Here is a 25,642-nt window from a genome sequence, read left to right as displayed (position 1 = left end):
TTCCACCCTTCTTTTTTTAATCAATGAAGGATGGAATTGATTTGATTACAAGCCATACTTATTTTTTATATCTTGTAACAAACCTTCACAGCCATCCTTCACTAACGCAAAAACTTCTTCAAAATTGCCCGTATAATACGGATCTGGTACTTCTTTTCCCACAGCATGGTGCGTATAATCCATTAATAGTCGAACCTTTGTATAATCTAACATTTCATTTAGCTTTCTAATGTTTGCAATATTACTGTTATCCATTGCAATTAGATAATCATAATCTTCTAAATCCTTTTCCTCTAATTGACGAGCAAATATGCCCGTATCCTTAATTTTATTTACTTTTAAGATATCTCTTGTTCCATGATGAGGCGGATTTCCAATATGCCATCCGCCTGTTCCAGCTGAATCGCAAACAATCTTTTCTTGTAATCCTTCTTTTTCCACTAAATCACGAAATACAGCCTCAGCCATTGGGGAGCGACAAATATTTCCTAAGCAAATAAATAAAACACGTACTTTCATTTTTATTTTCCTCCATTTTTGTATTTACATACTTGATTACTTTTAAAGTAATTATAACCAATCTATTTTGGCGATTAATACTCTATATTGACATTTCTATGTTTGCATGAAAAGATGAATAGAACAACTTTATTGTCCAAGAAAGGGGAAAGGTATGAATTTAGATAATAAAACGACAGAAAACGTAAATTTCATGATTGAAAAAATAAAAGAAAAGCTAAAGGTTTTAAACATCGGCGCCATTAAATCCACTCATTTTGATGAAGATCTTTATGATGAAATTAAAGAAATTTATGAACATGTCATGAAAAGAGATTCTTTTAGTCCAAATGAAATGCAGGCAATTGCTGAAGAATTAGGAAACTTGCGTAAGCAATAATTTACCTATAAAGAAAACAATAATCAGTGGACACATCTCACTGATTATTGTTTTTAGCCAGTTCATTTTAACTTACAAGAGATTAACAATTGTTTTTTGCCTTCTCATATGTAGCTTTTACAGATCAAGCATCTTGATCTGTAAGTATCACAGGTCCTTCTTTTGTAATGGCAATCGTATGTTCATATTGTGCAGAGTGCTTGCCATCCATCGTCCTTGCTGTCCAGCCATTGTTATCCATTTTCATTTTATAATCACCAATATTGACCATAGGTTCGATTGTGAATACCATGCCTTCTTTTATACGTGGCCCTTTTCCCGCTAACCCGAAATGAGGAACTTCTGGTTTTTCATGAATTACTTTTCCAATGCCATGGCCGATAAAGTCTCGTACAACAGAAAGTCCTTGTTCCTCTACATACTGTTGAATTGCGAATCCAATATCTCCGATTCGATTTCCTGGTTTTGCTTGTTCAATCCCTATATACAATGCCTTTTTTGTTACATCCATTAATTTCTGTAGCTCTGCTGATACTTCTCCAACCGCATATGTCCATGCAGAATCAGCCAATGCTCCATTATAATTAACAACCATGTCAATTGTTACAATATCCCCTTTTTTCAGTGGTTCTTTCCTTGGAAAGCCATGACAAATCTCGTCATTTATACTTGCACAAGTTGCATATGCATAATCACGATACCCTTTTTGCTCAGGCGTTGCCCCTTTTTCCGCTAAATACGCTTCTACCTTTTGATCAATTTCAAAAGTAGTAATTCCTGGTCTTACAAGCTTAGCAATCATTTTATGACAACCAACCAGAATCTCGCCTGCCTTCTTCATTTTTTCTATTTCTCGTTTCGATTTTAAAACAATCATTTTCAATCCTTCTTTCTATCTAAAGTTACCGCTAAGGATTAAAAAAATAGGGTTTCATCTATTCCCCCTGATATATCCTCTTCCTATTTGCGGTTTTTATTAAGTATGCTACTTATAAGTGAGAATGTAATTTACCATTCTTTCGTTGACTTGTTTTGGAAAACAACAAGCATTGCTTCAAATAATCCAAAAGTACAATGATCTCTCCTTAAGATTAACACAAAAAAGAGCCTATACCTACTCCAACTCATGATAAAAAGATTATATTCTCCTTATCATGAATAGGTGTACGTACAGACTCTTCCTATCTTACTTTCCTTATTTATTTAAAAGCTTTAAAGACTCTCTAGTAAAGGACGGTATATCCTTTGGGGTTCTACTTGTCACTAATTGATCGCCACATACGACTACTTCTTCATCCTTAAAGGTTGCACCTGCATACTCCATATCCACTTTAATGGATTTATAGCCAGTAGCATTTCTACCCTCTAACGCTTTTGCAGTAATAAGCAATTGAGGGCCATGACAGATTGCAAAGACTGGTTTCTTTGCATCCATAAAGGCTTTAGTAAAGGCAACTACTTGATCATCTGCCCGAAGCTGATCAGGAGAAAAGCCACCTGGGATAAATAAAGCATCGAATTCATCTGGAGTCACATCTGCAATCCCCTTATCAATTTTAACCGTCGCTTCTTTTTGCTTTCCTTCCACTGTTTTTCCAGCTTCCAATTCAATTGTTACTACTTCATGTCCAGCTTCTTTATATGCTTTAGCCGGTTCTGTGTACTCAGAATCCTCAAACATATCAGTAATTAAAGTTGCAATTTTTTTACTCATATATAGCATCTCCTTTTCCTATTTTCTATATGTAACGTTCCCCATAGATAGAAAATAAAACATGCTATCGTTCTTTTTATGCTTCATTTCTCCTTGCAAAATCAACAAAGCGAAACTTATCTGGTCGATGTCGAGACTCTGTAAATTGAAATAAAGTGGCATTTTCAAAATAGATATAGTTTTTTACAACAACAATGGAATGAAATCCTTCTAAATCAAGCAAATTATAGTCCTCTTCTGTCGGTTCTTCCACTGTAAATTCCTTTTTAGCAAAACTAATTTTTAAGTTCAATTCCTTCTCTATATAATCAAAAATAGAGTTTCTACATATTTCTTCCGTTAATCCTGGCACATACTTCCGAACGATATAATCCTTATCTAGAATAATCCGTTCCTGATTAATTTCTCTAACTCGAAAAACTTCCCATATCGAATCTTCTTTCTTAAGCTGCATTTCTTTTTGTAAAAGCGAGGATGGCTGTGTATTCATAAAACGCTCAATAATCGTTACAGAGGAATGTCCCATTTTATCAGCCAATTCCTTAAAGCTAACCAATCCTGAAATGGGAAATTGTAATTTTTCTAAATCAAGAACTAAGGAACCCTTCCCTCTGAGCTTTTGGATATATCCTTTTTGAGATAAAATATTTAAAGCCTTACGAATGGTTTCTCTAGATGTATTATATTGCTCTGCTAATTCATTTTCAGATGGTAAAATAGTATCTGGCGGGTACTTCCCATTTCTTATCGCAGCTTCAAGCTCCTCAAATATCACATAATATTTATTCAACACGTAATTCACCAACATTTTCAAATTATTCGTTACCATTCTACTCTTTTTCAGACAAATTGTCTAAAAAGGATTGAAAAACAACTAAAAAAATGTTTCATTTTATGTAGGAAAGGGTAAATACTAATGAGACATTTCAATATTATGAACAAAAAATGAAATTCATCTCTCTATTTAAGCATAGTGGATAGAACAATTCGTTCTTTATATGGAACTTTTCATCTATAAATGCTATGATAAATATACATACCGTTAAGAGTGAAAGTGAGTGAGCGTATGATTGGGGATCGTGTTAAGCAGCTACGTTTAGAGAAAAGAATGTCCTTATCGGAATTAGCAGAACAAGCAGGAGTGGCAAAATCATATTTAAGTTCTTTAGAAAGAAATTTACAATCCAATCCATCGATTCAATTTTTAGAAAAAATTGCAGCTGTTTTCAATATACCAGTTGATCATTTGATAAATGACCATCAAAACAAGGATGACTTAGATTCAGAATGGTTAAAAATTGTAAAAGAAGCTATGGATTCTGGTGTATCCAAAAAAGAATTTCGTGAGTTTTTGGAATTTAATAGATGGAGACTGGAACAAAAAAAATAATTCCATGCCTAAATATGATATAAAGACATAAAAATTCGAAAGAGATTTTTCTACATTGAATTTCTCATAATTAGCTCATCATACTAATTGTGAGAAATTCAACGTAGACATTCTTTTTTTTGCCTTTAACATTATAAATCTACTTTTATACAAATGACTATTTCGGATTTTCCTGAATTAAGTAATCCTTCTCACTTCGCAGAAATGCTCTTACTTCTTGCAAATTCATTCCAATATTTTTGGCTTCATTAATTAATTGAATCCATTCTGAATCCAATTCTTCGGTAAAAAGTTGACTATTAATCACTTAATTCTTCCTCCCCAAAAATACATTTGTATTTTGGCAGTCCGGCCATCATTGTATAAAACATTAGATCCGTGACTTTGCGTCCCAAACTTTCGTATTGGTTTGCCCTTAACATCATAATGGTTTCACTTGTCCTTTACTGTTTTATCATTATAGCGTTTTTTACATTTAAAAGATGCAGTAATTTGTCATAAAATTAGGACAAATTACTAAAAGATTTCTTGCTGTTTCTACAAAAAAAGTTATCTCCCGCGAATTTTATCGAAATAATCCTACAAACGCATTATTTACTTCTTTTTATATGCCTGCATTACTAGTTAATGTGACTTTCTATTATAGTATTGTGTTGTATAGCTTTTTATCACTTTTTTAAACGAATAATTAATATGAATTTGTTCATATGTAATCGCGTCAAAAAAAGGATATTCCGTTAAATCATTTTGACATATAGGACAAATCCAATTTCCTAGTTCACTACTACTAAATGACGGTCTAAAGCATTTATCACAATTTTTCCTATACATTTTTCACCCTCTTTATTTATTTAGCTTTATAAGTGAAACTTCCATCACTGGAGTTTTGCCACCATCCCCTACTGAAGGTTAGTAGAACAATCGGACTTTACGGACCGTTATAACGAACTCCTTACATCATTGTGTTGTAGTATAATCGATTAGTTCTATAAACATCTAAACCGTTCTTAGTAAAGAACTTTTTTTATTAGTATAGTGCAAATCTATCATTTTCAAAAATTCCAAAAACAGCCATTATTTCTCTTTAACGAACAAAAATCGTTCGTTTTCTCAAAATTACTCTCGTTTTCTAGCTTTTTTGTATTTTTTATTGAACGATACGTTCGTTATAATGAAATTATACTTCTATATGTGGTAAGGAGAATATTCATGTTGGTTGGAATAAAGATAAAGAAGCTAAGATTAAAAAGAGGTTATTCTATCAATGAACTTTCCGATAGATCCGGTGTCTCGAAATCCTACTTAAGTTATATTGAAAGGGGCATTCAAAAAAACCCCTCCCTTCAAGTGCTTACGAAACTCGCCCACACCCTTGATACCAATGTAGAAGAACTACTAGACAATAACAATACAGTAATTGACGGAATAGATGAAGACTGGATGAGTTTAGTAGAAGAAGCTATAGAGGATGGGGTTACCAAAGAAGATTTTGCCGGTATTCTTGAATACGTTAAGTTCAAAAAAAGACAAAAAGACTAGTAACGCGAAATGCGCAATGGAATAAGCGCAGGTACCACACAGAATGGGCTTCGGCTTTCTAGAAGAAGAAGCTCATTTCTAATAAAGTGCAACTAACCAACATGGGACATTTTATACTTTCCTCACTATTGATTAGTGGCACCGTTCGGAAATGGGTGAATCTCCACCTATCTTCCTCGTATTCTATTAAGCAATCGGTGGAGAGTCTTACTGGGGTGTAAATACGGGATAAAAATAGACTAGTTAAAGCAGAATTAGCATCCGATTTTAGGCGGCATTCTACTTTAACTAGTCCTTGTATTATTTATTTAACTCGACTGCTATTCTAGAACCAACTTCTGCGTTATTTTTAACTAATGCAATATTAGCTACTAAGCTTGTACCTTCTGTTAGCTCTTTTACTCTACTTAATAGAAATGGAGTTACCCTTTTACCAGTAATATTATTCTCCTTCGCCTCTTGTAATGCTTTTTCAATAATATCCGTAATATATTTTTCCTCAAGCGCATCTTTTTCTGGAATTGGATTAGCAATTACAACCCCGCCATCTAGTCCTAACTCCCATTTTGTTTGAATCATATCTGCTGCTTCCTTTGCAGTTTCTACAGAAAAATTCACTTCAAATGGACTAGTTCTTGTATAAAAGGCTGGAAGAGATTTTGATCCATAACCAACAACCGGGACACCATATGTTTCTAGATATTCTAACGTTAAACCAATATCTAAAATTGATTTTGCACCAGCACACACAACTGCTACACTTGTTTTAGCAAGCTCTTGTAAGTCTGCAGAAATATCCATTGTTTGTTCAGCTTCTCTGTGAACACCACCAATTCCGCCTGTTACAAACACTTTGATTCCTGCAAGTTCTGCGCAAATCATCGTAGCAGCAACCGTTGTTGCACCATTTTTCTTGCCAGCAATCAGATAAGGTAAATCGCGTCTGCTTGCTTTTTCAATATTGTCACTTTTAGCTAAAAATTCAATCTCATCCTCTGATAAACCAATTTTAATTTTTCCTTCTATAATGGCGATTGTTGCAGGTACTGCTCCATTTTTACGAATAATATCTTCTACTTCTTTAGCTGTTTCTACGTTTTGAGGATAAGGCATACCGTGTGATATAATAGTTGATTCTAATGCGACAATCGGTTGATTGTTTTTCTTTGCTTCCAATACTTCTTTTGAAAATTCTAGCCATTCTGTTTTCATGTTCATGCTCCTTTTAACGAAAGTATTTTCCGAAAATTTCTTGTAGCTTTTTATTATTTAATAAAGGGTTTACTGTCTGATTTGATTGCAATGTTATAATCGAACAAGCAATTCCAATTTTGCATGCATTTTCTGTGTTTAGCCCTTTGATATGCGAATACATGATGCCTGAAACGAGTGAATCTCCTGCTCCTGTTACATCAATCACTTCTGCTTCTGGAGTTAAAATAACCCCTGCTTCACCAAGTTTTGTAAAATAGATCAGGCCTTTATCTCCTCGAGTTATAACGACTTTTTCTACACCCTTGGCAATAATTTTTTCGGCAGCCTTAAAGAAATCTCCCTCTTCTTTAATTTTCATTCCAGTAAGTACCTCGGCTTCATCACTATTTGCAATAAGCCATGTTACTCCCTGTAAATTATCGGGCAATTTTTTGACCTTAGGTGCGGATACAGGGGTAATACATAATGCCATATTTTCTTGTCTACATCGAACAATAATATGCTCTAATACATCTCCTGAAAAATTAGTATCTAATATGACTAGTTCCGATGCTGCTATATAGCCCCATTTTTTATCAATTGTATCTTTATCAATGCTGTCATAGATAGACATATCCGCTAAAGCCACAGCGAGCTCACCATCTGAATCTAACAGCGCTGTATAGGTACCAGTTCTATTTAGATTAGACAACAGAGAAGGAGTGATATCCGCATAGTGCTGCGTATTATCTAATAACCATTCCCCTTCATGATCCTCTCCTACAATAGTGAATAAAGAGGTATCGATACCCAGTCTACCTAAATTCTCTGCAATATTTCTTGCTACTCCTCCAGGTGACTGACTGGTTGAGGCTGGATTGGATGTCCCATACTGAATCGTTTCTTCTGCTTGAACCTTACGATCAATATTGGCTCCGCCTATACAAATAACTTCTTTCTTTTTCGGTAGTACATAAGCTCTTCCAAGTAATTTTCCTTCTTTTGTTAAAGAAGAAATATACCCTGCCACAGCAGAACGGGACAGCCCCAGTTTCTCAGCTAATTCATTTTGCGTAACAAAGGGATTTTCTTTAATTAGCCGAAGGATGTACATCTCTTTATCATTCACTTCCATTTCCCCCTCAGGTTAAAGTGAAACTAACAATAATATAATGTGTAAAAACTTGTACTCTTGCCTAACAAAACTTTTGTTTATATTATAAACTTTTGTTTATAGAAAGACAATAATTTATTCATTCCTGCAAAAATTTTATCTATTCGTCTTATAACGAGCATCCTTCTTCCTAATTACAAAAAAACAGCAACAGAAAGACTGTCATTCGTTAGTCTTCTGTTGCTATTCGTGGTTGAATTAAAATATCCACTCTTCTATTTTGCGCTCTTCCTTCAGCAGTCTTGTTACTGGCAATCGGTTGAAACTCGCCGTAACCTTTAGCACTAAATGATTTCGGATCAAGTTTTTTATTTTCAAGGAGTAATTTCATGAAATTTAACGCTCTCGTTACACTTAGTTCCCAGTTTGAATCATAACGAGAATTACTAATTGGAACATTATCAGTATGCCCACTTATGATTATACTCCTTGGAGGATCCATCACCAGTAAATTGGCAATTTCTGAAACGATTTTTCTATCCTTGCTTCGTAAATCTGCACTTCCTGAAGCAAATAGGACATTATCTCTAATCGATACATGTAAGCCTTCCCCAGTAAGCTTCGTATCAAGCTTATTACCTAATTTATTCTCATCAATATAAGCATTTACCTTTTTCTGAATATCTTCCAATTCCTTTTGATCTTGCTGTTTCTTTAATTCCTTTAATTCCTCTTCCGAGAGCTCCTTTGATTCTTCCTGTTTTTCTTTATCATCTATATTAATATCTGATTCTTTCTCCTCCATGGATGGTGTGGGGCTAGGATATTCAAAGAAACCTGTCCCTCCCTGTAATTCTCTATTAAATGCATCTGCTAGTGCTGAGAATTTTTTTGCATCGACAGAACTCATTCCATATAATACGATAAACAAAGCTAACAATAACGTCAGAATATCTGCGTACGGAACCAACCAAGATTCATCTACATGTTCATCATGATGAACTCTCTTTTTTTTCTTCTTTTTACTCATTCGCATTCACACTACTTTCATTTTCCTCCAGAAATTTTCTTCTTTCTGAAACTGGTAAATACGATGCAAGTTTCTGTTCAATTACTCTAGGTGCTTCTCCCTCTAAAATAGAGAGAACTCCTTCTATCATTAAATATTTTTGGCTTGCTTCCATTTGTGATTTTCTTTTCAACTTATTTGCAAATGGATGCCATAAAACGTATCCTGTAAAAATTCCCATTAGAGTAGCGACAAACGCAGCACTAATAGCATGTCCAAGTGCTTCGGCATCTGACATATTTCCCAATGCCGCAATAAGTCCAATTACTGCACCTAGCACTCCTAATGTAGGGGCATAAGTTCCCGCTTGTGTAAAAATTTGTGATCCAGTGCGATGTCTTTCTTCCATCGCCTCTATTTCTTCTGTTAATACATCTCTAATATACTCTGCACTTTGTCCGTCAACAGATAAAGATAAGCCATTTTTCAAAAATGGATCTTCAATTTCATCTGTTTTTGCTTCTAAAGCAAGTAAACCTTCTTTTCTAGCTAATTGTGCCCACTCTGAAAACAAACGGATTAACTCTTTCGTATCCTGTATTCTTTGTTCCTTAAACAGGATACCAAATAACTTTGGAACTCGTTTAATTTCAGAAGCTGGAAAGGCAATAACTACTGCCGCAACTGTACCGACTAAAATAATAAGAATAGCCGCTGGGTTCAATAATACGATTGGGCTAACTCCTTTAAAAACCATCCCTACTCCAACAGCAATAATGGCAAGTATAATTCCTATCAAGGATGTTTTATCCATCTTGTTCACCTATCTTATTCCAAAATTTCGTTTCTAAGTCTTACCCTTTTTTTCGACAAATCTCCTCTTTTTTTTAGTTTTATTTTATGTAAATTTTGTTAACTTCCTGATTTATGCCAATAGTCCTGTTTTTTTCAAAAATAAGGGCGATATTTTCTCACCTTATGTTAATCATTCTATCCTTTTAAAAGATAAAAATCGAATAAGCAGTCCATCTTACCAAGTAAGCAAAAAATAACCTTTATTAGCTAAACCCAAAGACTTACTTAGGAAATAACCGTTCCTCTACCTTCTTCTGATAATTAGAAAAATACTTTGAATGATTAGTCCCTGTTCGCTCTTTTATCATTTTATTAAATCTCCATAATTTTTCATTATATTTTCTTTGCAAATCCACTTTCTCTTCTGATGTTTCACAAGAACGGATTAAATCTTCCATTGACAACAATTCCTGCCTAATCTTATCTTCCCCTAAAGAATATCCAGCATTTCTCAATACCCGATAAGCCATTCGCAATTCTTCTGGTACGGAGGCTAAGCTATCTTTTGGAAGTGGTTTACCGAACCCAGGAAGATTGCTAAACTCACCATTTTGGTACGCTTTTTTAATTTTGTCTTCTGAAACAAGAAACGAAAAATCCATTCCCAACCCCTCCTGTTTTATATGCCTATTTTCATTATATATTTTTCCATTTACTTTCGTATAGGATAGACCATTTTTATGAAAAATAGAAAGGTAAGAAAGGGGTGTTATCAATGGCACGTGGAGAACATTTTAATCATAAAAAGAAACATCATCCTGGACCGCTTCCAAAAGACACAAGAAAGCATACACATACAGAGGATGCTCCTGGAGATGAAGAATTTATTGTAACACAAGAAGCATTTAAGAATCGAATCGAAGAAGAAGAGTAAGACAAATCAACATACGGCGTTCAAAAAAAGAGAATGGACGCCGTTCCTCTTATTTCCGAAAAGCTAAAAGAAACACAGTCCCCCTCATTGAACACTATATCCTATTACCAGCCTCAACTCATGTTATACTAGAATGTATCGTATTATCCATAAAAAGCTTTTCCTTAAGTTGAATAAACAGTAATCAACCAACTTTTATTTAAAATCAAGAAACGGCCAAAAATTTATTGTTAGAAGGTGTTTAAATGAAGTCGCTTGTTTTATGTGAAAAACCAAGTGTTGCAAGAGAAATTGCAAGAGTACTTGGCTGCAATAAATCAAATAAAAGCTATTTAGAATCAGATAAATATATTGTTACTTGGGCTTTAGGCCACTTAATTGAATTAAAAATGCCAGAGCACTATGATCCTAAATATAAAAATTGGAATCTAGATGATTTGCCAATAATTCCACAGAAGATGGAATTAAAGGTCATGAAACAAACAAGTCATCAATACAAAGCCATTGAACAATTAGCAAAAAGAAAAGATATTAAAGAATGTATTATCGCAACCGATGCAGGACGAGAAGGAGAATTAGTTGCAAGATGGATATTAGAAAAAATCCATTTTAACAAACCAACTCAACGCTTATGGATTTCGTCTCAAACCGACCGTGCAATAAAAGATGGATTTAAGCAGTTAAAACCAGGGAAGGAATTTGATCGCTTATACCAATCAGCTGTATGTAGAGCTCAAGCAGATTGGCTAATTGGATTAAATGTTTCAAGAGCCTTAACTACTAAGTTCAATGACCCATTGTCTGCTGGTCGAGTTCAAACACCAACCCTCTCCATGGTTCTAGAAAGAGAAAAAGAAATTCAATCCTTTGTTCCGAAAGAATATTGGACCATCACTGCAAACGTAGACTCGCTGCAAGCAAAATACGAAAATAACCAGGAGCGAAGAATCTTTTCTAAAGAAAAAGCAGAACAGATTGTGGCTAAGTCAAAGGGAAAGCCCGCTACTGTAGAATCCCTTATTATAAAAGAAAAAACAGAACATCAACCATTGCCTTACGATTTAACCGAGTTGCAGCGTGATGCAAATAGACGATTTGGCTTTTCTGCTAAAAAGACGCTAAATGTATTGCAAAAGCTATATGAACAGCATAAACTAGTAACCTATCCTAGAACGGACTCACGTTACTTAACAACAGATATGAAGGCTACCATGCTTGATCGCTTAGAAAGTATTGCTGGCGCATTTAAAGAAGAGGTGCAACCGGTCTTACGTAATAAAGGAAAAATCGAGGCAAATAATGTGTTCAATAACAATAAAGTTTCTGATCACCATGCCAGTGCGACACGTTAACCTGAAATTCTGATAGAAATATCAGTTGGGATGGTTTAGTAGAAAACTGAAGAATCCTTGAGGGGAATGAAAGCCGTCATGCTGTGCTGAAACCCTCACACTAATACTCCCCTAAGCAGGGAAGCAGACTATGGTGGAACTGTTTAAAGCGGGGTGAAGTCGGCGAAAGTGAACAGGAATTAAGAACTGTCACTTAGAGTAGTCGGGTGGTTGTAATATATGGTGAGAATGTGTTTATACACTGACGAACCTCTGAATGTACGAGTCTATAGGTGGTTACGGTATCTGTGATGATAACGTAGTACCAATTTGGTACGTTAGCGGAGTTGAGTAAGAATTGGCGTTATGAAAGACTCTATACCGAGCGAATGACGGTATTAAGCTAACAGGCTCAAAGGAGGCACCTAAGTATTGCGTTAACGGGAATCTTTGGAACGTGGGAAGCCAAGAACTGTATCTGTCATGACAGAAACTCATAGTCGAGGACAGTTGTAGACGAAAAGCCAGATGAAGCTACTTAATCTTGGTGAAAGTAGTGCCACAGTACCGATGAAGCAGTGATAATAAGCTGTAGAGGGATAGGCACAAGTCAAGTAAGGACAAGTTGATTGATTCAAACTATGACTCTGTTTTTCGGGTAAGACAGGGAAAGCAACATCCTTCAAAGGAGTTGTCCCAACAGAGTGGCGAACAAATACAGGTATAATGATTACTATGAGATGACACAAGTCTTTGATGACTTGTATCAAAAATCGAAAAACAACTTTTCGTTTCGTAATCTAATGGACACCATCTCCAGTGAAAATAATATTCGATTGGCATTTAGAATGATAAAAACTAACACTGGAAGTCAAACAGCGGGTGTTGACAACATTACAATTAAAGACATTAAAGACAAGGGTTTGGACTCTTATATTAAAATGGTTCAAGCAAAGTTAAATAACTACAAGCCTGATACTGTTAAAAGAGTCTATATTCCAAAAGCAGATGGTAAGAAAAGACCATTAGGGATACCGACAATGGTGGATAGATTGGTACAACAGAGTATTCGACAAGTCCTTGAGCCAATATGTGAGGCAAAATTTCATCCGCATAGCTATGGTTTCCGACCAAACAGAAGTACCAAACATGCAATATCTCGTATGATGTCCTTAATCAATATCGGAAAAATGTACTATACAGTGGATATTGATATAAAAGGATTCTTTGATAATGTAAATCATACAAAGTTGGTTAAACAAATGTATGCATTAGGTATTCAAGATAGGAAACTAATTAGCATAATCAAAGCGATGCTAAAAGCCCCCATACAAGGAGAAGGAATACCAAAGAAAGGAACTCCACAGGGAGGCATTTTATCCCCTCTGCTATCAAACATTGTCCTTAATGAACTTGATTGGTGGATTTCATCACAATGGGAAACTTTTAAAACTATAAAAAAGTACAAGACTTATGCAAGTCAGTACAATCAACAAAAGAAAACAAACTTGAAACAAATGTACATTGTGAGATACGCCGATGACTTCAAAATAATGTGTAGAAATTACAACACTGCCAAAAGAATTTATACCGCTGTAAAAGAGTGGTTGAATATCAGATTAAAGTTAGAAATAAGTGAAGAGAAATCAAAAATTATTAATCTGCGTAAAAATTACTCAGATTTCTTAGGAGTCAAAATAAAAGCCGTCAAAAAGGGAAAAACATTCGGAGGATATGTAGCACAATCTCACATTTCAGGCAAAGCAATGAAACGAATGAGCGATGAAATCCGAAGTCAGGTTGAGCTAATTGCTAAACAACCTGAATCTTCCCATGTGACTAAGCTGAATAGCATGATTTTAGGTTGGCATGAGTATTATAGCTGTGCTACCTATGCTAATATTGACTTCTCTAAATTAGCTTTCTCTTTGGATAAGTTTATGCTCCACAAACTAAGAAATGTAGCGAACTATGGAACACCTAAACGTAGCGAAATATCGCCTTTGTATAAGAAATTCTATGGAAATTCGAAAGCAAAAACGTGGAAGATTCACAAGGTTTTCATCTATCCAATCGACCATGTTCAACACAAACCAGTTATGAATTTCAGCCAAGACATATGTGATTACACCCAAGAGGGGCGAAACAAATCCTCTAAGAAATTGGAAAACAGCACTAATAATAACATCATTCAACTCATGAAAAATTATAATCCATATGAAACGGCTGAATACAACGACAATAGAATTTCAAGAGCTTCCATGACAAAAATGAAATGTGAAGTAACAAAAATTGAACTTGCTATAGACACGCTACATTGTCATCACGTCATACCAAGAGAACTTGGGGGAACAGATGGCTACCAAAACCTTAGAATTGTTCATAAAGATGTCCATAAACTTATTCATGCAATTAAACCCGAAACAATAGAAAAGTACAGCAATCTCATTGAAGATAAAAAAGCTCTTAACAAGCTAAATAAACTTCGAACTCAATGTAGTCTTGAACCGATCAATCTTGTAACTACTTGATGGAACGCCGTATGAGGGGAAACTTTCACGTACGGTGTGGAGGAGGGGAAAATGAGTACACTTAACGGATAATGCCGAAGTAGAAAGTTACCTATTCCTATTCATTCCAACGGAACAGCCCGTTTTTTTAAATCGTTTAGATAATGAGGAAGTAAAAATTTATGATTTAATCGTAAAAAGATTTTTGACATTATTTTATCCAAAATACAAATATGAAACGATTTCTACTATGTTAGACATCAATGGAGAAACATTTGTTGCTCAAGAAACGAATGTATTGGATTTAGGCTTTAAAGCTTTAGATAACCGTAAAACAGATTCTGACAAAAAGATTCAGCTTCAAAAAGGAAAAAAGTTAACAGTACAATCCGTGATAATGGAGCAAAAATTCACAGAAGCTCCATCACGCTTTACGGAAGCTGATATTCTAGGGAAAATGGAGAAATATGGGCTTGGAACACCTGCTACACGTGCAGAAATTATTGAAAGACTCCTTTCCTCTGAAGTGTTGGAAAGACAAAACGGAAAATTACATTCTACTTCTAAAGGGAAACAATTGATTAATCTTGTTAACGATGATTTGACTACTCCTGACTTGACAGCGAAGTGGGAAAATGAGTTAGAGGATATAGCAAAGGGAAAAGCAAATGCTCAACAGTTTATGGAGCAAATCAAGGATCAAACCAAACGATTTGTCCGTGAAATTAAACATAGTGATAAATCATATAAAATGCAAAATTTAACGGGCTCCAAGTGTCCGGAGTGTGGTTCCTTCTTGAAGGAAAAGAATACAAAAAACGGAAAAATTCTTGTATGCTCCAGTCTAGAGTGTTCCTTCAGTAAAAGAAAGGATCCTAAGCTATCAAATAAACGCTGTCCGCAATGCCATAAGAAAATGGAGATTCATAACGGAGTAGCAGGAACCTATTTCCAATGCAGAAACTGTAACGTTGTAGAGAAAGCGACAGATCGTAAAAAAACGATAAATAAAAGAGAAGAACGAAAGTTAGTTCAAAAATATAGCAAAGACGAAAGCTTTGGAAACAGTTTAGGTGACTTGTTGAAAGCCGCTATGAAGAAAGACGAAGATTAAATAGTAAAATCCAAACAATCACACGATACATATGATTGTTTGGATTTTTTCTATCTATTATGAAACTTTTCTAATAAAGTATTAGCTTTTAATTCCAAGGTAGAGGAAACTCGCCAATTTGCTTTCTCAAAAACTTCTCCCTCCCCAATACCAACAGCAAACATAGGTGTTTGCAATATTCCGCTCAAGCCTGCTTGCCCATCCTCTATTGCAGCACAATTAGCATAATCAACCCCTAAACAATCCGCAGCTGTTAAAAATATTTCTGGATCAGGCTTTCCTTTTGTTAGAGAATGAGGATCTACGATGCATTCGAACCAGTTTCTAATTCCAAAGCGATCCAAAAGATACGGAGCATTGGAACTAGAGGACGCAATTCCAAATTTTATCCCGGCATCCTTCAATTCTTTTAGAAACACATACATTCCTGGCAACATATTTTCAACAGTAAATTCACTAATTAATTCTTTATAATAATCACTTTTCTGATTTCCTAGCGCTTCTTTTTCTGATTCTGAAAAAACATTATTTGTTCTTGCCACTAAATCATCAATCAGAATCTTTCTTGGTACACCCTGATACCTTAAATTATCCTCTTTTGTAAATGGGACTCCGATTTTCATCGCCATTCTTTTCGTTGCTTCGTAATAGTGAGGGACAGTATCTGCTATAACACCATCAAAGTCAAAGATAACTGCCTGTAATTTATTAGCCATATAATCCTCCTTGAATAATCGTCACGTCTATTCTAACAAAAAATACAGCCTAGTTGTCACGCTCCTCTAAATACCATCAATTATTATCCTAATGTTACGATCAATCAGTTTATTTCTTATTCTAAAAAAGCTACAATAGAAGCAGCATCCATTCCATCCTTGGGATTTATGCTCATACATAGAGCTAATAGCTTATAGAAAAGGAGAATGAAAATGAGTACATTTCAAGAAAATCTTCAGAAATATGCTGAACTTGCAGTAAAGGTCGGCGTTAATATCCAAAACGGACAAACACTTGTTATCAATACATCTATTGAAGCTGCTGAATTTGTTCGTTTAGTAGTGAAAGAGGCATACCAAATCGGTGCAAAAAATGTCGTTGTTAACTGGGGTGATGATGTCGTTACTCGCACAAAATTTGAATTGGCACCAGACGAAGCATTCACCGAATATCCCGAATGGAGAGCAAAAGAGACAATTGCACTTGCGGAAGAAGGAGCAGCCTTCATGTCTGTTGTATCTTCAAGTCCAGACCTTTTAAAAGGGATTCCTTCTGAAAGAATCAGCAATTTCCAAAAAGCTTCTGGCACCGCTTTAAGCCAGTTCCGAAAATATGTACAGTCCGATAAAGTAAGCTGGACAGTAATTGCTGTGCCTTCAAAGGCATGGGCAAATCTTGTTTTCCCTGACGCTCCAGAAGATTCTAGAGTAGAATTACTTTGGGATGCTATTTTCAAAGCAATCAGAGTGGATCAGGAAAATCCAATCCAAGCTTGGCAAGAACATGACAAAACACTTCATACAAAAGTAGATTACTTAAATGAGAAAGCATATGAAAAGCTTCATTACACAGCTCCAGGTACAGATTTAACCATCGAGCTTCCAAAAGGACATCTATGGTGTGGAGCAGGCTCTATCAATGAAAAAGGTTTTGAATTCATGGCAAATATGCCGACAGAAGAAGTTTTCACCGTTCCTCATAAAACAGGTGTAAATGGAACTGTATCAAGTACAAAACCATTAAGCTATGGTGGGAATATTATTAATAATTTCTCTGTTACCTTTAAAGATGGACGTATTGTGGATGTGAAGGCTGAGGAAGGAGAAGAAATTCTTCGCCAGTTAGTAGAAACAGATGAAGGCTCTCATTATCTTGGAGAGGTTGCTTTAGTGCCACATCGTTCTCCAATATCACAATCTAATATTCTATACTACAATACATTATTCGATGAAAATGCATCAAACCACTTAGCAATTGGAAGTGCCTATGCATTCTGTATTGAAGGTGGGAAAAAGATGTCTAGCGAAGAATTAGCAGAAAAAGGACTTAACGAGAGCATTACACATGTCGACTTTATGATTGGTTCAGACAAAATGAACATTGATGGTATTACAGCAGATGGTACTGTAGAAGCCGTGTTCCGTAATGGTGATTGGGCTTTTTAAGCGCCAGCCTCCCAAAAATAAAATGAAATAAAGGATGTCTCATGGATTGGTTACAATTTATAGCCATTCCATGAAACATCCTTATTTTTGCTACGAAAAAACCCTATTTTACTAATCGAATCGATTTAATCTTTTGCGATAAATCTAATTGGATTAGTAGCTTATAATTTCCTGCTAAGTATGTCGCAACATACCCATCATCTTTTGTAACATATTCCTCAGGCTTTCCTAATGTATCTTGAATGGCCTGCACCGATTCTTTTAATCGAATTCCAGATATCGAAATAGAGGTAACCAGTTTCGTATCCTTATCATAGTAATAAGTGACCTCTGGAAGAACTAATTGATTGTATTTCTGATTATACTCAGTATCCGTATAGCTCGAGTTTATTTTCTTTATTTCGTTTATATTGGTACCAATCGGATATTGAGCACCTATTAACATGCCTTGTTCCGCTAAATTTAGTAAACTTGTCGTAACACTTAAATTTTTATATGGAAAATAAAACTCTTCCTGCTCAAGCCAATTTTTAATGATTTCCTTATTCTCAATAGAAGTTCCATCCACTTTTAATAATTTTTCATTAGTTGGCTCAAGCATCCATGTATCAAATTCCATTATTTCATTATCTTTTTTTCTTAATGTCTGTATATAGTTTTGTTGAATGTTTTTGATACTTTTGCTGTATATTTTCATGCCATAATCTGTCAAGGCAACCAATTTCTCTTTATGAATAGTATAGAAATAAGCCATTACTTCATTTGCTTCTTCCCCTTGAAAAACAGCAGCAATATTTTGCTGATTAACAAGAAATGTTTCAATATTTTTTTGGGACAAATTAAAAATCAGCATTTTTGGTAATTCTAGCTCTTGTTTCACTACCTCATTTCCGTACTCCTTTGTCCATACGTAAAAGGAAAAGTCTCCGGATACAATTGTATCATCTTTTTTCCCAAGCTCATTATCTTCGACTTGTTGATACTTTCTTTCCCCTTCTCCTACAATAAATACCTGATACACTTTCTCTTTGACTTTCATATCTATTTCAAAATAAGCATTTTCTTCTACCCACTGTAAATCTTTCTTAATAACGACATGCTTTTTGTCCATCTCGTTCTTTAGTTTTTCTGCTAAATAGGAATTCACCATGGAAGCCACTAAAATTCCTGCAATTATCATTACCCCTACCCATAATAACCAGATATATTTATTTCTTTTCATTATTTTTCTCCTATTTTTCAAACACATCTATTCTCTCTATTTGGAGAATAAATATCTCGATTACGGTTAATTATTGCCTTTATCATTGAAGAAAATGGCACTCTCACCATAAGTTATTTTATTTAAGGCTAACAAAAAATAGTACTAACATTTTGTTTAAGCCTGACACACACCTATTTATAGTACCAAATTGCTCTCCAATCTACAAATCTAGCTTTTTCCAATTACTTTCCTCTTATCCTCCAAGACCATTCACACACAACATATGGACTATTTTTCTGCAAGTTCCACTTCACATCTATTGACCCACCTTGCGACAATACAAATAAATATGAGATGATTAATAAAAATTATCTCACATAAGAAGGTGTACCTTAAGGAGGTAAAAAATGAAGCAATTTCATCTTATTGTTAGCGGAAGGGTGCAAGGAGTTGGTTTTCGTTATTTTGTCCAAACATTAGCTTTAGAAAACCACATAACTGGATGGGTTCGAAATAAAGCAGATGGTACTGTGGAATGTATCGCCATTGCTCCGCTTGACACACTCCATGCTTTCGTGGAAAAAATAAAAAAAGGAAATCGTTTCATTAAAGTACAGCATATAGCGATAACGGAAAGTGAGCCGAAAGAACCATTTTCGATTTTCAAAGTAATCTATTAATCAAATAGGCTTCTCCTTATCCCTCTTCACTCTATTTTAGCAAAAGCAGAAGCTTGAAATTAAACATTTTTCATGTAAGAATAATTATATTTTAATAACCAATAATGGAAACAAAAGTGATATTTTCAGGAGGATAATATGTGGAAAGAATTTAGAGCATTTGCAATAAAAGGAAACGTAATTGATTTAGCCGTTGGGGTAGTGATTGGCACAGCATTCAGCAAAATTGTCAGTTCTTTAGTGGAGGATTTAATTATGCCTCTCTTTGCTCATTTTATTGTCGGAGTAAATTTTTCTTCATGGACTTATGCTGGTATTCATTATGGGAATTTCATACAAAGAATTGTTGATTTTTTCATTATTTCTTTCTCGATTTTTCTCGTAGTTCGGTTAATAAGTAAATTTAAGAAAAAAGAAGAAGTCAAAGATGAAGCTGTAACAGTAGATACAAAAGAAGAATTATTAAAGGAAATTCGCGATTTATTAAAAGCAGAAGCTGTTCGTGAAAAAGAATAATAAAGTGAAACTTTTTAGAGGTTGTTTTCGTAGTAATCTATAAATCATAACTCAATACGGGAGTGAAGAAAAAATGTATGCATATAGTCCAAGCAATGAATATATGCCCTCTGTTTTAAGAACTTTTGCCCTTTCACTAGGAATAGCTTTTATCGGCACGATGATTGGTAATTTCGTACCAACCTACTTATTCTTGCCTTTATCTATTTTAGAAGTTGTTCTTTTATTAATTGCCATTTTTGCGAGAAAAGGAAAATCATTATCCTATGGTTTTTTATTTATCTTTACGTTTATTTCAGGAATTACTACCTTTCCAATCGTATCTTATTATGTATCAACTGTCGGGGGAAATGTGGTTATTAATGCATTAGGAACCACAACTGTTGTATTTGCTGGTGTCGCTATTTACGCGACAAAAACGAAGCGAGACTTCTCTTTCTTAAGAGGAATGTTACTGGCTTCCTTAATCGCTTTAATTACTATCGGGATTTTTAATATCTTTTGGCCATTAGCAACAGGCGGTATGCTTGCATATTCCTTCATCGGTGTGCTTGTATTCAGCGGCTATGTGCTATATGATTTTAATCGAATGAAGCATTATGGCGTTACAGCAGATCAAGTTCCTTTAATGGCGCTTAATTTGTATCTTGATTTTCTAAATTTATTTATAAGTATCCTACGTATATTCGGCATACTGTCCAGTAGAGATTAAAAAGGTTTGAGTAAAGAGGTCCAAAACCTCCTTGCTCAAACCTTTTTTGCTAAAAAAACGACATTTATCCCTTTAAAAATAATCTTCCAAACGACTTTTGATTTGTCGAATCATTTCCTCTGGATTGTCTTTTACAACAAAAGAGAAAACACCTCTATTTGTGTGCAAGTAAAGGATTTTATAGCGATTTGGAGATGGTTTAAATGAAATGTCATGTATCGCATTTAACGGAAATGTATGCTCTTCACTTGTAACTCTATCACTCCATAAAATGAGCGTTTTTTCTTCTTCTTCGATTTGAATATGTAAGTCAATCTTCCTTGTGATCACAAAATAGGAAAGGGAAAATATTTTCATTTTTACCTCCTAGCATCTATCCCTTGATAGTAATGAGGATACTACATGGGCAAGGAAAAACGGAAATCTATCCCCCCTGCAAAATCAGACAATGATATTAGACAAGATATCGGAAATTCCCCATCATTTCCTGGAAAATAATTTGATATTTCGACAGCATCTAATATCGTTTTTTTACCATTCGAGGAATCTTATTCATTTAACGATTTTCCCTTCGACAACTTCTTCCCCTATTGTTTAGAGATTGTTCCATATAAAGAAAATGGGATTTCTCGATTGATCATCCTAAACTTCTATATTTTTTTGCAAGCTCTTCTGTTTCTTTCTTCCGTTTCTTTCTTGCCTCTGCTCGTTCTTTCGCAGACTCATATAAACTTTTTTCTTCTTCCGTTTGCGGTATTACTTTAGGAACTTTTGTTGGTTTTCCATGTTCATCAATAGCAACCATTGTTAGAAAACTGAGTGCACATAAATGCCGTTCACCGGAAATTAAATCTTCCGCAGTTACTTTAACAAAAACCTCCATCGATGAAGATCCTGTATAGGTCACAAAAGCTTCTAAGCAAACAGCATTCCCTTCATGAATCGGATACAAAAAATCGACAGAATCAGTCGAAGCCGTCACAATTCCCCTTCTTGCATGTCGCATCGCTGAAATGGCAGCTGTATCGTCAATATATGCCATTAGCTTACCGCCAAATAAAGTACCATAAGTATTCGTGTCAGTTGGAAAAACAATGCTTGTTTTTACCACAAGGGACTCACTACAAAATTTAGACTCTTCCATATATCCTCCTTGCATAACCTTTGGGAGTTTGAATTTCCATAACATATCTACCTTCATTATTATATGCTACTTTATAAGGGAGAGTCTAATTTTCTTTGGTAATCTATTATCGAAAAAATGAATTTTTCTTCCGCGCTTTTAGTAAATCACCCATCCAACCTCTTGATTTGAGAAAGAAATAAACTACGACAGTAGACCCAATAATAATTGCTAAAGAAAATAGATAGCCTAACTTCCATTCTAGCTCAGGCATTATTTTAAAGTTCATTCCCCATAGTGCACCCCATGCCATAATGGGAGTGCATAGTGTAGTAAACACTGTAAGAGTTTTCATAATTTCATTTCCTCGATGTTGCGATACAACTTCTTCAAAATCGACAAGATTATTTAATTCCTTCTGATATTCTTCTACCAAAATTAATCCTCTGTCAATTCTTTTACTAATGCGCGCATATTCTTTTCCCTTTGTAATTTTCTCTCCAAATGCCTCTTCCAATGAATATCTTATTTCTAAAAAGGGAATCATGACATTCTTCCAAATAAGAAGTTCATGTCTAGATTTATATACTTTATCTAATGTCTTTATACTATTTCTCTGTTTTACATCCCAAATCAATTCATCTAATTGCTGTTCATAGGAATCAATATGATACAAAATTTCTGTCATTATTTTTCCTAAAATAACCATAAACCCTTCAATCGGCGTTTGCGCTCTCTTTATTTCCTGGATAAAGTTACTTCTATCGATATGCAGGCTATTATCTTTGTAATCAAAGGTGATTAGCGCTTCATTGGATAAATAGAAATGAAAAATTTCATACTCTTCCTTCTTATCTACTTCCCGATGATATATAAGGGAGCCACTTAATGTTTCCTGATCTTCTACTGACGTATCAATGTGAAGATAGTTCGTTCGTTTATCTTTTATTTCACGAAACCACGTATTTATTAACGGTCCTTTTTCTAACGAAACTTCTCCAACATCCTCTTCTTCTAACAACTGATACCAATCCCAGTTTTCTAACCGGTATTTTTTCATATGTATCCCCCTTACTAGTTTTCTATTATTATTCCCTGATCATAGTTTATAAAACTCTCAATGGGGTAAATAAAGGAATAGTAGTAAAACAAGAAGGACCAGTAAAATAATAGGAGGGATTCTCTCATGTTTGGAAAAAATTCAATGCGTACCTTTGCATTATTAGGAGCAGGTGTAGGAAGTTTTTTTCTTTTCACAAATAAAGGAAGAGATATGTTTAATCGCTTAAAAAACAAATTCAATTCTACGCAAAAAGACGATTTACTTTCTAAAGCAGGAAATCCCGCTCCAGATGATATTGGTGACAATAATATGGTAAATGAAGGTGCCATGTATTCGGTAAATTACTATAATAAACAAAGAAATAATGAATTAGCAGAAACATAAGTCTATTATGACAAGATTTGAATTGCGACTATGTATGATGATGCCTACTATGAATGGATTCAAAGCTAATATGTTCTTAGCTAAACTTAGTGAGGCTATCGAGTATTCGAAAGGAAACATCAATGCACCATTATCCTGTGACGAATCAGTGAGTAGATCAACTTTCTCCCACTGATTCCATTTTCTTTTTACAAATAAGCAATGTTTTTATTCATGACCTTAGGCTTTAATTGATCCTTCGCTCGTTTCATTCTTGTTTTCACCGTGGATAACGGTGTTTTTGTATGATTACTAATTTCTACTAATGTTTGATTATGATAATAGAAAAGGAGTAATGGTTCTTTATACATATTAGGAAGTTCTTCTAATGTATCAATCATTTCCTCTTTATCACATTTGCATAGTAATGTTTCCTCTGGTTCCAAAGCAACAGACGTATCTCGTGCATATGTATAGACAGTCTCTTCCCAAAATTTCTTCGAGGATTTTTCCTTTCTCCAATAATCTCTACATTTATTTAAGGCAATTTTATATAGCCAACTTTTCACTTTCTGGACATCCTCAAAGTATCCAAATGATGTATAAGCAGAAATTAATACTTCCTGATACAAATCCTCTGCAAGTTCTTTATGTTTCACGAGTGATACTATATAAATATAAATTGATTTTCCATATTCTTTCACTACTTGTTCAAATAATTCTTCTTGATTTTCTTCCGCTAATTGCGTTTTATCTATTAGGGATTCCATTTTCTTTCATCTTCCCCTTCCCTTTTTACGATTCTACATAATAAACGTCTTACAACATTCGAATCCCTACACAATTTATCAAAATTTTTTAATGAAGTTTATTTACAGGTGTTAACCATATCGAAATCCCTATTTTTTTGCAGATCGTTAAATAATGTAATGAGGCTAAAATGACTGCCCCTAAATTCATGCCGATCGCAATTCCACTCATCTGAAGCTGACTTAAAGAACCTAAATAATAGATTGCTGCATAGGAGAAAGAAGTTGACCAAATACTATGAAAAACTGCATCCTTTAGCAGCCCTAACCCTATTAAGTATGCTTGCATTGGAATGGTAAAGTAATGCAGCAAAAAATACGGCCATAAAAGCTGAACAATTATTGCTGCCTGAGTGGAATGAAAAAAGGTCATTGTCAATGTATCCGCGTAAAAATAAAATATTCCAACAGCAATAGTACCGTAGATAGCGGTAATTATCATTACTTGTTGCAATAGTTTTTGCAGTTTGGAATAGTCTTTTTGGACATATGCTTTCGAAACGGTCGGTATCAGCATTGTCATAAAGCTATGGGAGATAAAGGCTGGGAAAAATCCAATCGTCATTGCTATCCCAGCAAGCATTCCATACTGCTCTGTTGCGTTCGCTGCTGTAATTCCTGAAGCCACTAATGCACCTTTAATTAAAAATGGCTGAATAGCATGGGTCAGTGCATGAAATATTCGAAGTCCCGTTGTCGGAATAGAGACAGATAATAAATCTTTCCAAATTACCTTTCCATTCATGGTTTCATTCTTCCCTTTTTTAATCCGCTGATACTGTACGAAAAACATATGCATTAAGTACAGTAAGACGACTGTATCACTTCCAACGATTGTAAAAAAGGCAATTAATACAGATGTATTAAGGTCAAAGGAAAACCACTGAAATAAGAAGACCAATAATCCAAGCTGAATGATTTTTTTCAAAAAATTAGAAGCGGCAATTTTCCCCATCTGCTGTTTTCCCATAAAATAACCTCTTGCAATAGAGGTGAAGGAAATAATCGGCAGCAGGAGAATGACTAGCCACTTTAATAGTGGATGATAGGAATAAAAAATAGGGATAAAAGGTATGATGATAGATGCGATGATCGTTAGAAAAATAGTAAATATAATGGTCCACTTTAGCACTTGCTGAAGCATGGATAAATGATACTTTGAATCTTTCTCTGCTATAAATTTTGAAATAGATGTTGGCAACTCAAAGGTAGCTAGCAGGACGATGAGAAAAATGGTAGGCAACACTGTCATGAATAGGCCTAGTCCATGTTCTCCAAGTTCCCTGGCCATTATCATATTAATAATAAATTCAATACATTCGCCAAAAAAAGCTGTTACAATTAATAAGAAGGTCCCTTTGTAAAATGAACTCATGAATCTCTCCCTCAATCTATCTTCTACAAACGTAAATGTAAAAGACGTGTGTTTATTTTTCTCTTCTTTACCATCATATGAGACAAGTTCGAA

At 34.7% G+C, this 25,642-nt stretch carries 28 protein-coding genes, 1 pseudogene and 1 riboswitch; of the genes and pseudogenes, 12 read left to right on the top strand and 17 right to left on the bottom strand.

Annotated elements, in window-relative coordinates:
• Window positions 1-45: 45 nt before the first annotated feature.
• Window positions 46-519: a low molecular weight protein-tyrosine-phosphatase gene (locus ACTQ5K_RS01885; protein ID WP_031537427.1), complete on the bottom strand. Its 474-nt coding sequence runs from the start codon at window positions 517-519 to the stop codon at window positions 46-48.
• Window positions 520-673: 154 nt separating this feature from the next.
• Between ACTQ5K_RS01885 and ACTQ5K_RS01880 the strand changes: the two genes are divergently transcribed.
• Complete coding sequence (locus ACTQ5K_RS01880; RefSeq protein ID WP_031537426.1) at window positions 674-898, top strand: DUF1128 domain-containing protein; 225 nt, start codon at window positions 674-676, stop codon at window positions 896-898.
• A 124-nt stretch (window positions 899-1,022) separates the two neighbouring features.
• Here ACTQ5K_RS01880 and map read toward each other — a convergent pair whose 3' ends face one another.
• The 3 genes from map to treR form a co-directional block, all read right to left on the bottom strand.
• Window positions 1,023-1,775, bottom strand: a complete 753-nt coding sequence (gene map / locus ACTQ5K_RS01875) for a type I methionyl aminopeptidase (protein ID WP_441131329.1) — start codon at window positions 1,773-1,775, stop codon at window positions 1,023-1,025.
• Between the two features lie 318 nt (window positions 1,776-2,093).
• Window positions 2,094-2,612: a type 1 glutamine amidotransferase domain-containing protein gene (locus ACTQ5K_RS01870; protein ID WP_031537424.1), complete on the bottom strand. Its 519-nt coding sequence runs from the start codon at window positions 2,610-2,612 to the stop codon at window positions 2,094-2,096.
• 76 nt (window positions 2,613-2,688) lie between these two features.
• On the bottom strand, window positions 2,689-3,405 hold the full coding sequence (gene treR, locus ACTQ5K_RS01865; protein WP_031537423.1) for a trehalose operon repressor: 717 nt from the start codon (window positions 3,403-3,405) through the stop codon (window positions 2,689-2,691).
• A 273-nt stretch (window positions 3,406-3,678) separates the two neighbouring features.
• Here treR and ACTQ5K_RS01860 point away from each other — a divergent pair, with 273 nt between their 5' ends.
• Complete coding sequence (locus ACTQ5K_RS01860; RefSeq protein ID WP_031537421.1) at window positions 3,679-4,002, top strand: helix-turn-helix domain-containing protein; 324 nt, start codon at window positions 3,679-3,681, stop codon at window positions 4,000-4,002.
• Between the two features lie 157 nt (window positions 4,003-4,159).
• On the opposite strand, the gene ACTQ5K_RS01855 is transcribed toward ACTQ5K_RS01860, so the two are convergent.
• Window positions 4,160-4,309 carry an anti-repressor SinI family protein gene (locus tag ACTQ5K_RS01855; RefSeq protein WP_081836629.1) on the bottom strand — a complete coding sequence of 50 codons (150 nt, stop codon included), beginning with the start codon at window positions 4,307-4,309 and terminating at the stop codon, window positions 4,160-4,162.
• Between the two features lie 32 nt (window positions 4,310-4,341).
• A riboswitch (cyclic di-GMP riboswitch) is annotated at window positions 4,342-4,426 on the bottom strand.
• A gap of 785 nt (window positions 4,427-5,211) precedes the next feature.
• Between ACTQ5K_RS01855 and ACTQ5K_RS01850 the strand changes: the two genes are divergently transcribed.
• Complete coding sequence (locus ACTQ5K_RS01850; RefSeq protein ID WP_081836628.1) at window positions 5,212-5,541, top strand: helix-turn-helix domain-containing protein; 330 nt, start codon at window positions 5,212-5,214, stop codon at window positions 5,539-5,541.
• Window positions 5,542-5,841: 300 nt separating this feature from the next.
• Here ACTQ5K_RS01850 and ACTQ5K_RS01845 read toward each other — a convergent pair whose 3' ends face one another.
• The 5 genes from ACTQ5K_RS01845 to ACTQ5K_RS01825 form a co-directional block, all read right to left on the bottom strand.
• Window positions 5,842-6,753 (bottom strand): pseudouridine-5'-phosphate glycosidase, encoded by a 912-nt coding sequence (locus tag ACTQ5K_RS01845; protein ID WP_031537417.1) that lies wholly within the window; start codon window positions 6,751-6,753, stop codon window positions 5,842-5,844.
• Window positions 6,754-6,766: 13 nt separating this feature from the next.
• Complete coding sequence (locus ACTQ5K_RS01840) at window positions 6,767-7,870, bottom strand: carbohydrate kinase (RefSeq protein ID WP_031537416.1); 1,104 nt, start codon at window positions 7,868-7,870, stop codon at window positions 6,767-6,769.
• Between the two features lie 208 nt (window positions 7,871-8,078).
• The gene (gene motB / locus ACTQ5K_RS01835) at window positions 8,079-8,879 is read right to left on the bottom strand and encodes a flagellar motor protein MotB (RefSeq protein WP_031537415.1); all 801 of its coding nucleotides are present in this window, start codon (window positions 8,877-8,879) and stop codon (window positions 8,079-8,081) included.
• On the bottom strand, window positions 8,872-9,672 hold the full coding sequence (gene motA / locus ACTQ5K_RS01830) for a flagellar motor stator protein MotA (RefSeq protein ID WP_031537414.1): 801 nt from the start codon (window positions 9,670-9,672) through the stop codon (window positions 8,872-8,874). The genes motB and motA overlap by 8 nt, the downstream gene beginning before the upstream one ends.
• Window positions 9,673-9,934: 262 nt before the next feature.
• The gene (locus tag ACTQ5K_RS01825; protein ID WP_031537413.1) at window positions 9,935-10,315 is read right to left on the bottom strand and encodes a J-domain-containing protein; all 381 of its coding nucleotides are present in this window, start codon (window positions 10,313-10,315) and stop codon (window positions 9,935-9,937) included.
• 113 nt (window positions 10,316-10,428) lie between these two features.
• Here ACTQ5K_RS01825 and ACTQ5K_RS01820 point away from each other — a divergent pair, with 113 nt between their 5' ends.
• From ACTQ5K_RS01820 to ACTQ5K_RS01805, 4 genes and pseudogenes are all read left to right on the top strand, one after another.
• Window positions 10,429-10,587 (top strand): hypothetical protein, encoded by a 159-nt coding sequence (locus tag ACTQ5K_RS01820; protein ID WP_162837578.1) that lies wholly within the window; start codon window positions 10,429-10,431, stop codon window positions 10,585-10,587.
• Window positions 10,588-10,832: 245 nt separating this feature from the next.
• Window positions 10,833-11,924 (top strand): annotated as a pseudogene (locus tag ACTQ5K_RS01815) (DNA topoisomerase); the annotation flags it as partial.
• A gap of 698 nt (window positions 11,925-12,622) precedes the next feature.
• The gene (gene ltrA, locus ACTQ5K_RS01810) at window positions 12,623-14,449 is read left to right on the top strand and encodes a group II intron reverse transcriptase/maturase (protein ID WP_031537410.1); all 1,827 of its coding nucleotides are present in this window, start codon (window positions 12,623-12,625) and stop codon (window positions 14,447-14,449) included.
• Between the two features lie 103 nt (window positions 14,450-14,552).
• Window positions 14,553-15,542 carry a DNA topoisomerase gene (locus tag ACTQ5K_RS01805; protein ID WP_441993472.1) on the top strand — a complete coding sequence of 330 codons (990 nt, stop codon included), beginning with the start codon at window positions 14,553-14,555 and terminating at the stop codon, window positions 15,540-15,542.
• Between the two features lie 50 nt (window positions 15,543-15,592).
• Here ACTQ5K_RS01805 and pgmB read toward each other — a convergent pair whose 3' ends face one another.
• Window positions 15,593-16,258, bottom strand: a complete 666-nt coding sequence (gene pgmB / locus ACTQ5K_RS01800; protein WP_284561311.1) for a beta-phosphoglucomutase — start codon at window positions 16,256-16,258, stop codon at window positions 15,593-15,595.
• 213 nt (window positions 16,259-16,471) lie between these two features.
• Here pgmB and ACTQ5K_RS01795 point away from each other — a divergent pair, with 213 nt between their 5' ends.
• Window positions 16,472-17,704, top strand: coding sequence for an aminopeptidase (locus ACTQ5K_RS01795; protein ID WP_048717937.1), 1,233 nt, complete (start codon window positions 16,472-16,474; stop codon window positions 17,702-17,704).
• 103 nt (window positions 17,705-17,807) lie between these two features.
• Here the strand turns inward: ACTQ5K_RS01795 and ACTQ5K_RS01790 are convergent, their stop codons facing one another.
• Window positions 17,808-18,926: a hypothetical protein gene (locus ACTQ5K_RS01790; RefSeq protein WP_441993373.1), complete on the bottom strand. Its 1,119-nt coding sequence runs from the start codon at window positions 18,924-18,926 to the stop codon at window positions 17,808-17,810.
• A 389-nt stretch (window positions 18,927-19,315) separates the two neighbouring features.
• Here ACTQ5K_RS01790 and ACTQ5K_RS01785 point away from each other — a divergent pair, with 389 nt between their 5' ends.
• From ACTQ5K_RS01785 to ACTQ5K_RS01775, 3 genes are all read left to right on the top strand, one after another.
• Window positions 19,316-19,588 (top strand): acylphosphatase, encoded by a 273-nt coding sequence (locus ACTQ5K_RS01785; RefSeq protein ID WP_031537403.1) that lies wholly within the window; start codon window positions 19,316-19,318, stop codon window positions 19,586-19,588.
• Between the two features lie 138 nt (window positions 19,589-19,726).
• Window positions 19,727-20,104, top strand: coding sequence for a large conductance mechanosensitive channel protein MscL (gene mscL / locus ACTQ5K_RS01780; RefSeq protein WP_031537402.1), 378 nt, complete (start codon window positions 19,727-19,729; stop codon window positions 20,102-20,104).
• A 73-nt stretch (window positions 20,105-20,177) separates the two neighbouring features.
• Complete coding sequence (locus ACTQ5K_RS01775) at window positions 20,178-20,816, top strand: Bax inhibitor-1/YccA family protein (protein WP_031537401.1); 639 nt, start codon at window positions 20,178-20,180, stop codon at window positions 20,814-20,816.
• Window positions 20,817-20,888: 72 nt separating this feature from the next.
• Here the strand turns inward: ACTQ5K_RS01775 and ACTQ5K_RS01770 are convergent, their stop codons facing one another.
• The 3 genes from ACTQ5K_RS01770 to ACTQ5K_RS01760 form a co-directional block, all read right to left on the bottom strand.
• Window positions 20,889-21,173, bottom strand: coding sequence for a hypothetical protein (locus ACTQ5K_RS01770; RefSeq protein WP_031537399.1), 285 nt, complete (start codon window positions 21,171-21,173; stop codon window positions 20,889-20,891).
• Between the two features lie 280 nt (window positions 21,174-21,453).
• Window positions 21,454-21,960: an acyl-CoA thioesterase gene (locus ACTQ5K_RS01765; RefSeq protein ID WP_031537398.1), complete on the bottom strand. Its 507-nt coding sequence runs from the start codon at window positions 21,958-21,960 to the stop codon at window positions 21,454-21,456.
• A 106-nt stretch (window positions 21,961-22,066) separates the two neighbouring features.
• The gene (locus ACTQ5K_RS01760) at window positions 22,067-22,999 is read right to left on the bottom strand and encodes a magnesium transporter CorA family protein (protein ID WP_031537397.1); all 933 of its coding nucleotides are present in this window, start codon (window positions 22,997-22,999) and stop codon (window positions 22,067-22,069) included.
• A gap of 126 nt (window positions 23,000-23,125) precedes the next feature.
• On the opposite strand from ACTQ5K_RS01760, the gene ACTQ5K_RS01755 reads away from it, so the two are divergent.
• A complete protein-coding gene (locus ACTQ5K_RS01755; RefSeq protein WP_031537394.1) occupies window positions 23,126-23,386 on the top strand; it encodes a hypothetical protein in 261 nt (86 codons plus the stop codon).
• 188 nt (window positions 23,387-23,574) lie between these two features.
• Here ACTQ5K_RS01755 and ACTQ5K_RS01750 read toward each other — a convergent pair whose 3' ends face one another.
• Together ACTQ5K_RS01750 and ACTQ5K_RS01745 are read right to left on the bottom strand one after the other, a co-directional pair.
• Window positions 23,575-24,135 carry an RNA polymerase sigma factor gene (locus tag ACTQ5K_RS01750; RefSeq protein WP_031537393.1) on the bottom strand — a complete coding sequence of 187 codons (561 nt, stop codon included), beginning with the start codon at window positions 24,133-24,135 and terminating at the stop codon, window positions 23,575-23,577.
• Between the two features lie 88 nt (window positions 24,136-24,223).
• Window positions 24,224-25,549, bottom strand: a complete 1,326-nt coding sequence (locus tag ACTQ5K_RS01745) for an oligosaccharide flippase family protein (RefSeq protein ID WP_048716773.1) — start codon at window positions 25,547-25,549, stop codon at window positions 24,224-24,226.
• Window positions 25,550-25,642: the final 93 nt, after the last annotated feature.

It is taken from the genome of Niallia sp. Sow4_A1, assembly GCF_052116745.1.
Lineage (GTDB): Bacteria > Bacillota > Bacilli > Bacillales > Cytobacillaceae > Niallia > Niallia hominis.
This window is presented reverse-complemented; position numbering and strand designations above follow the sequence as displayed.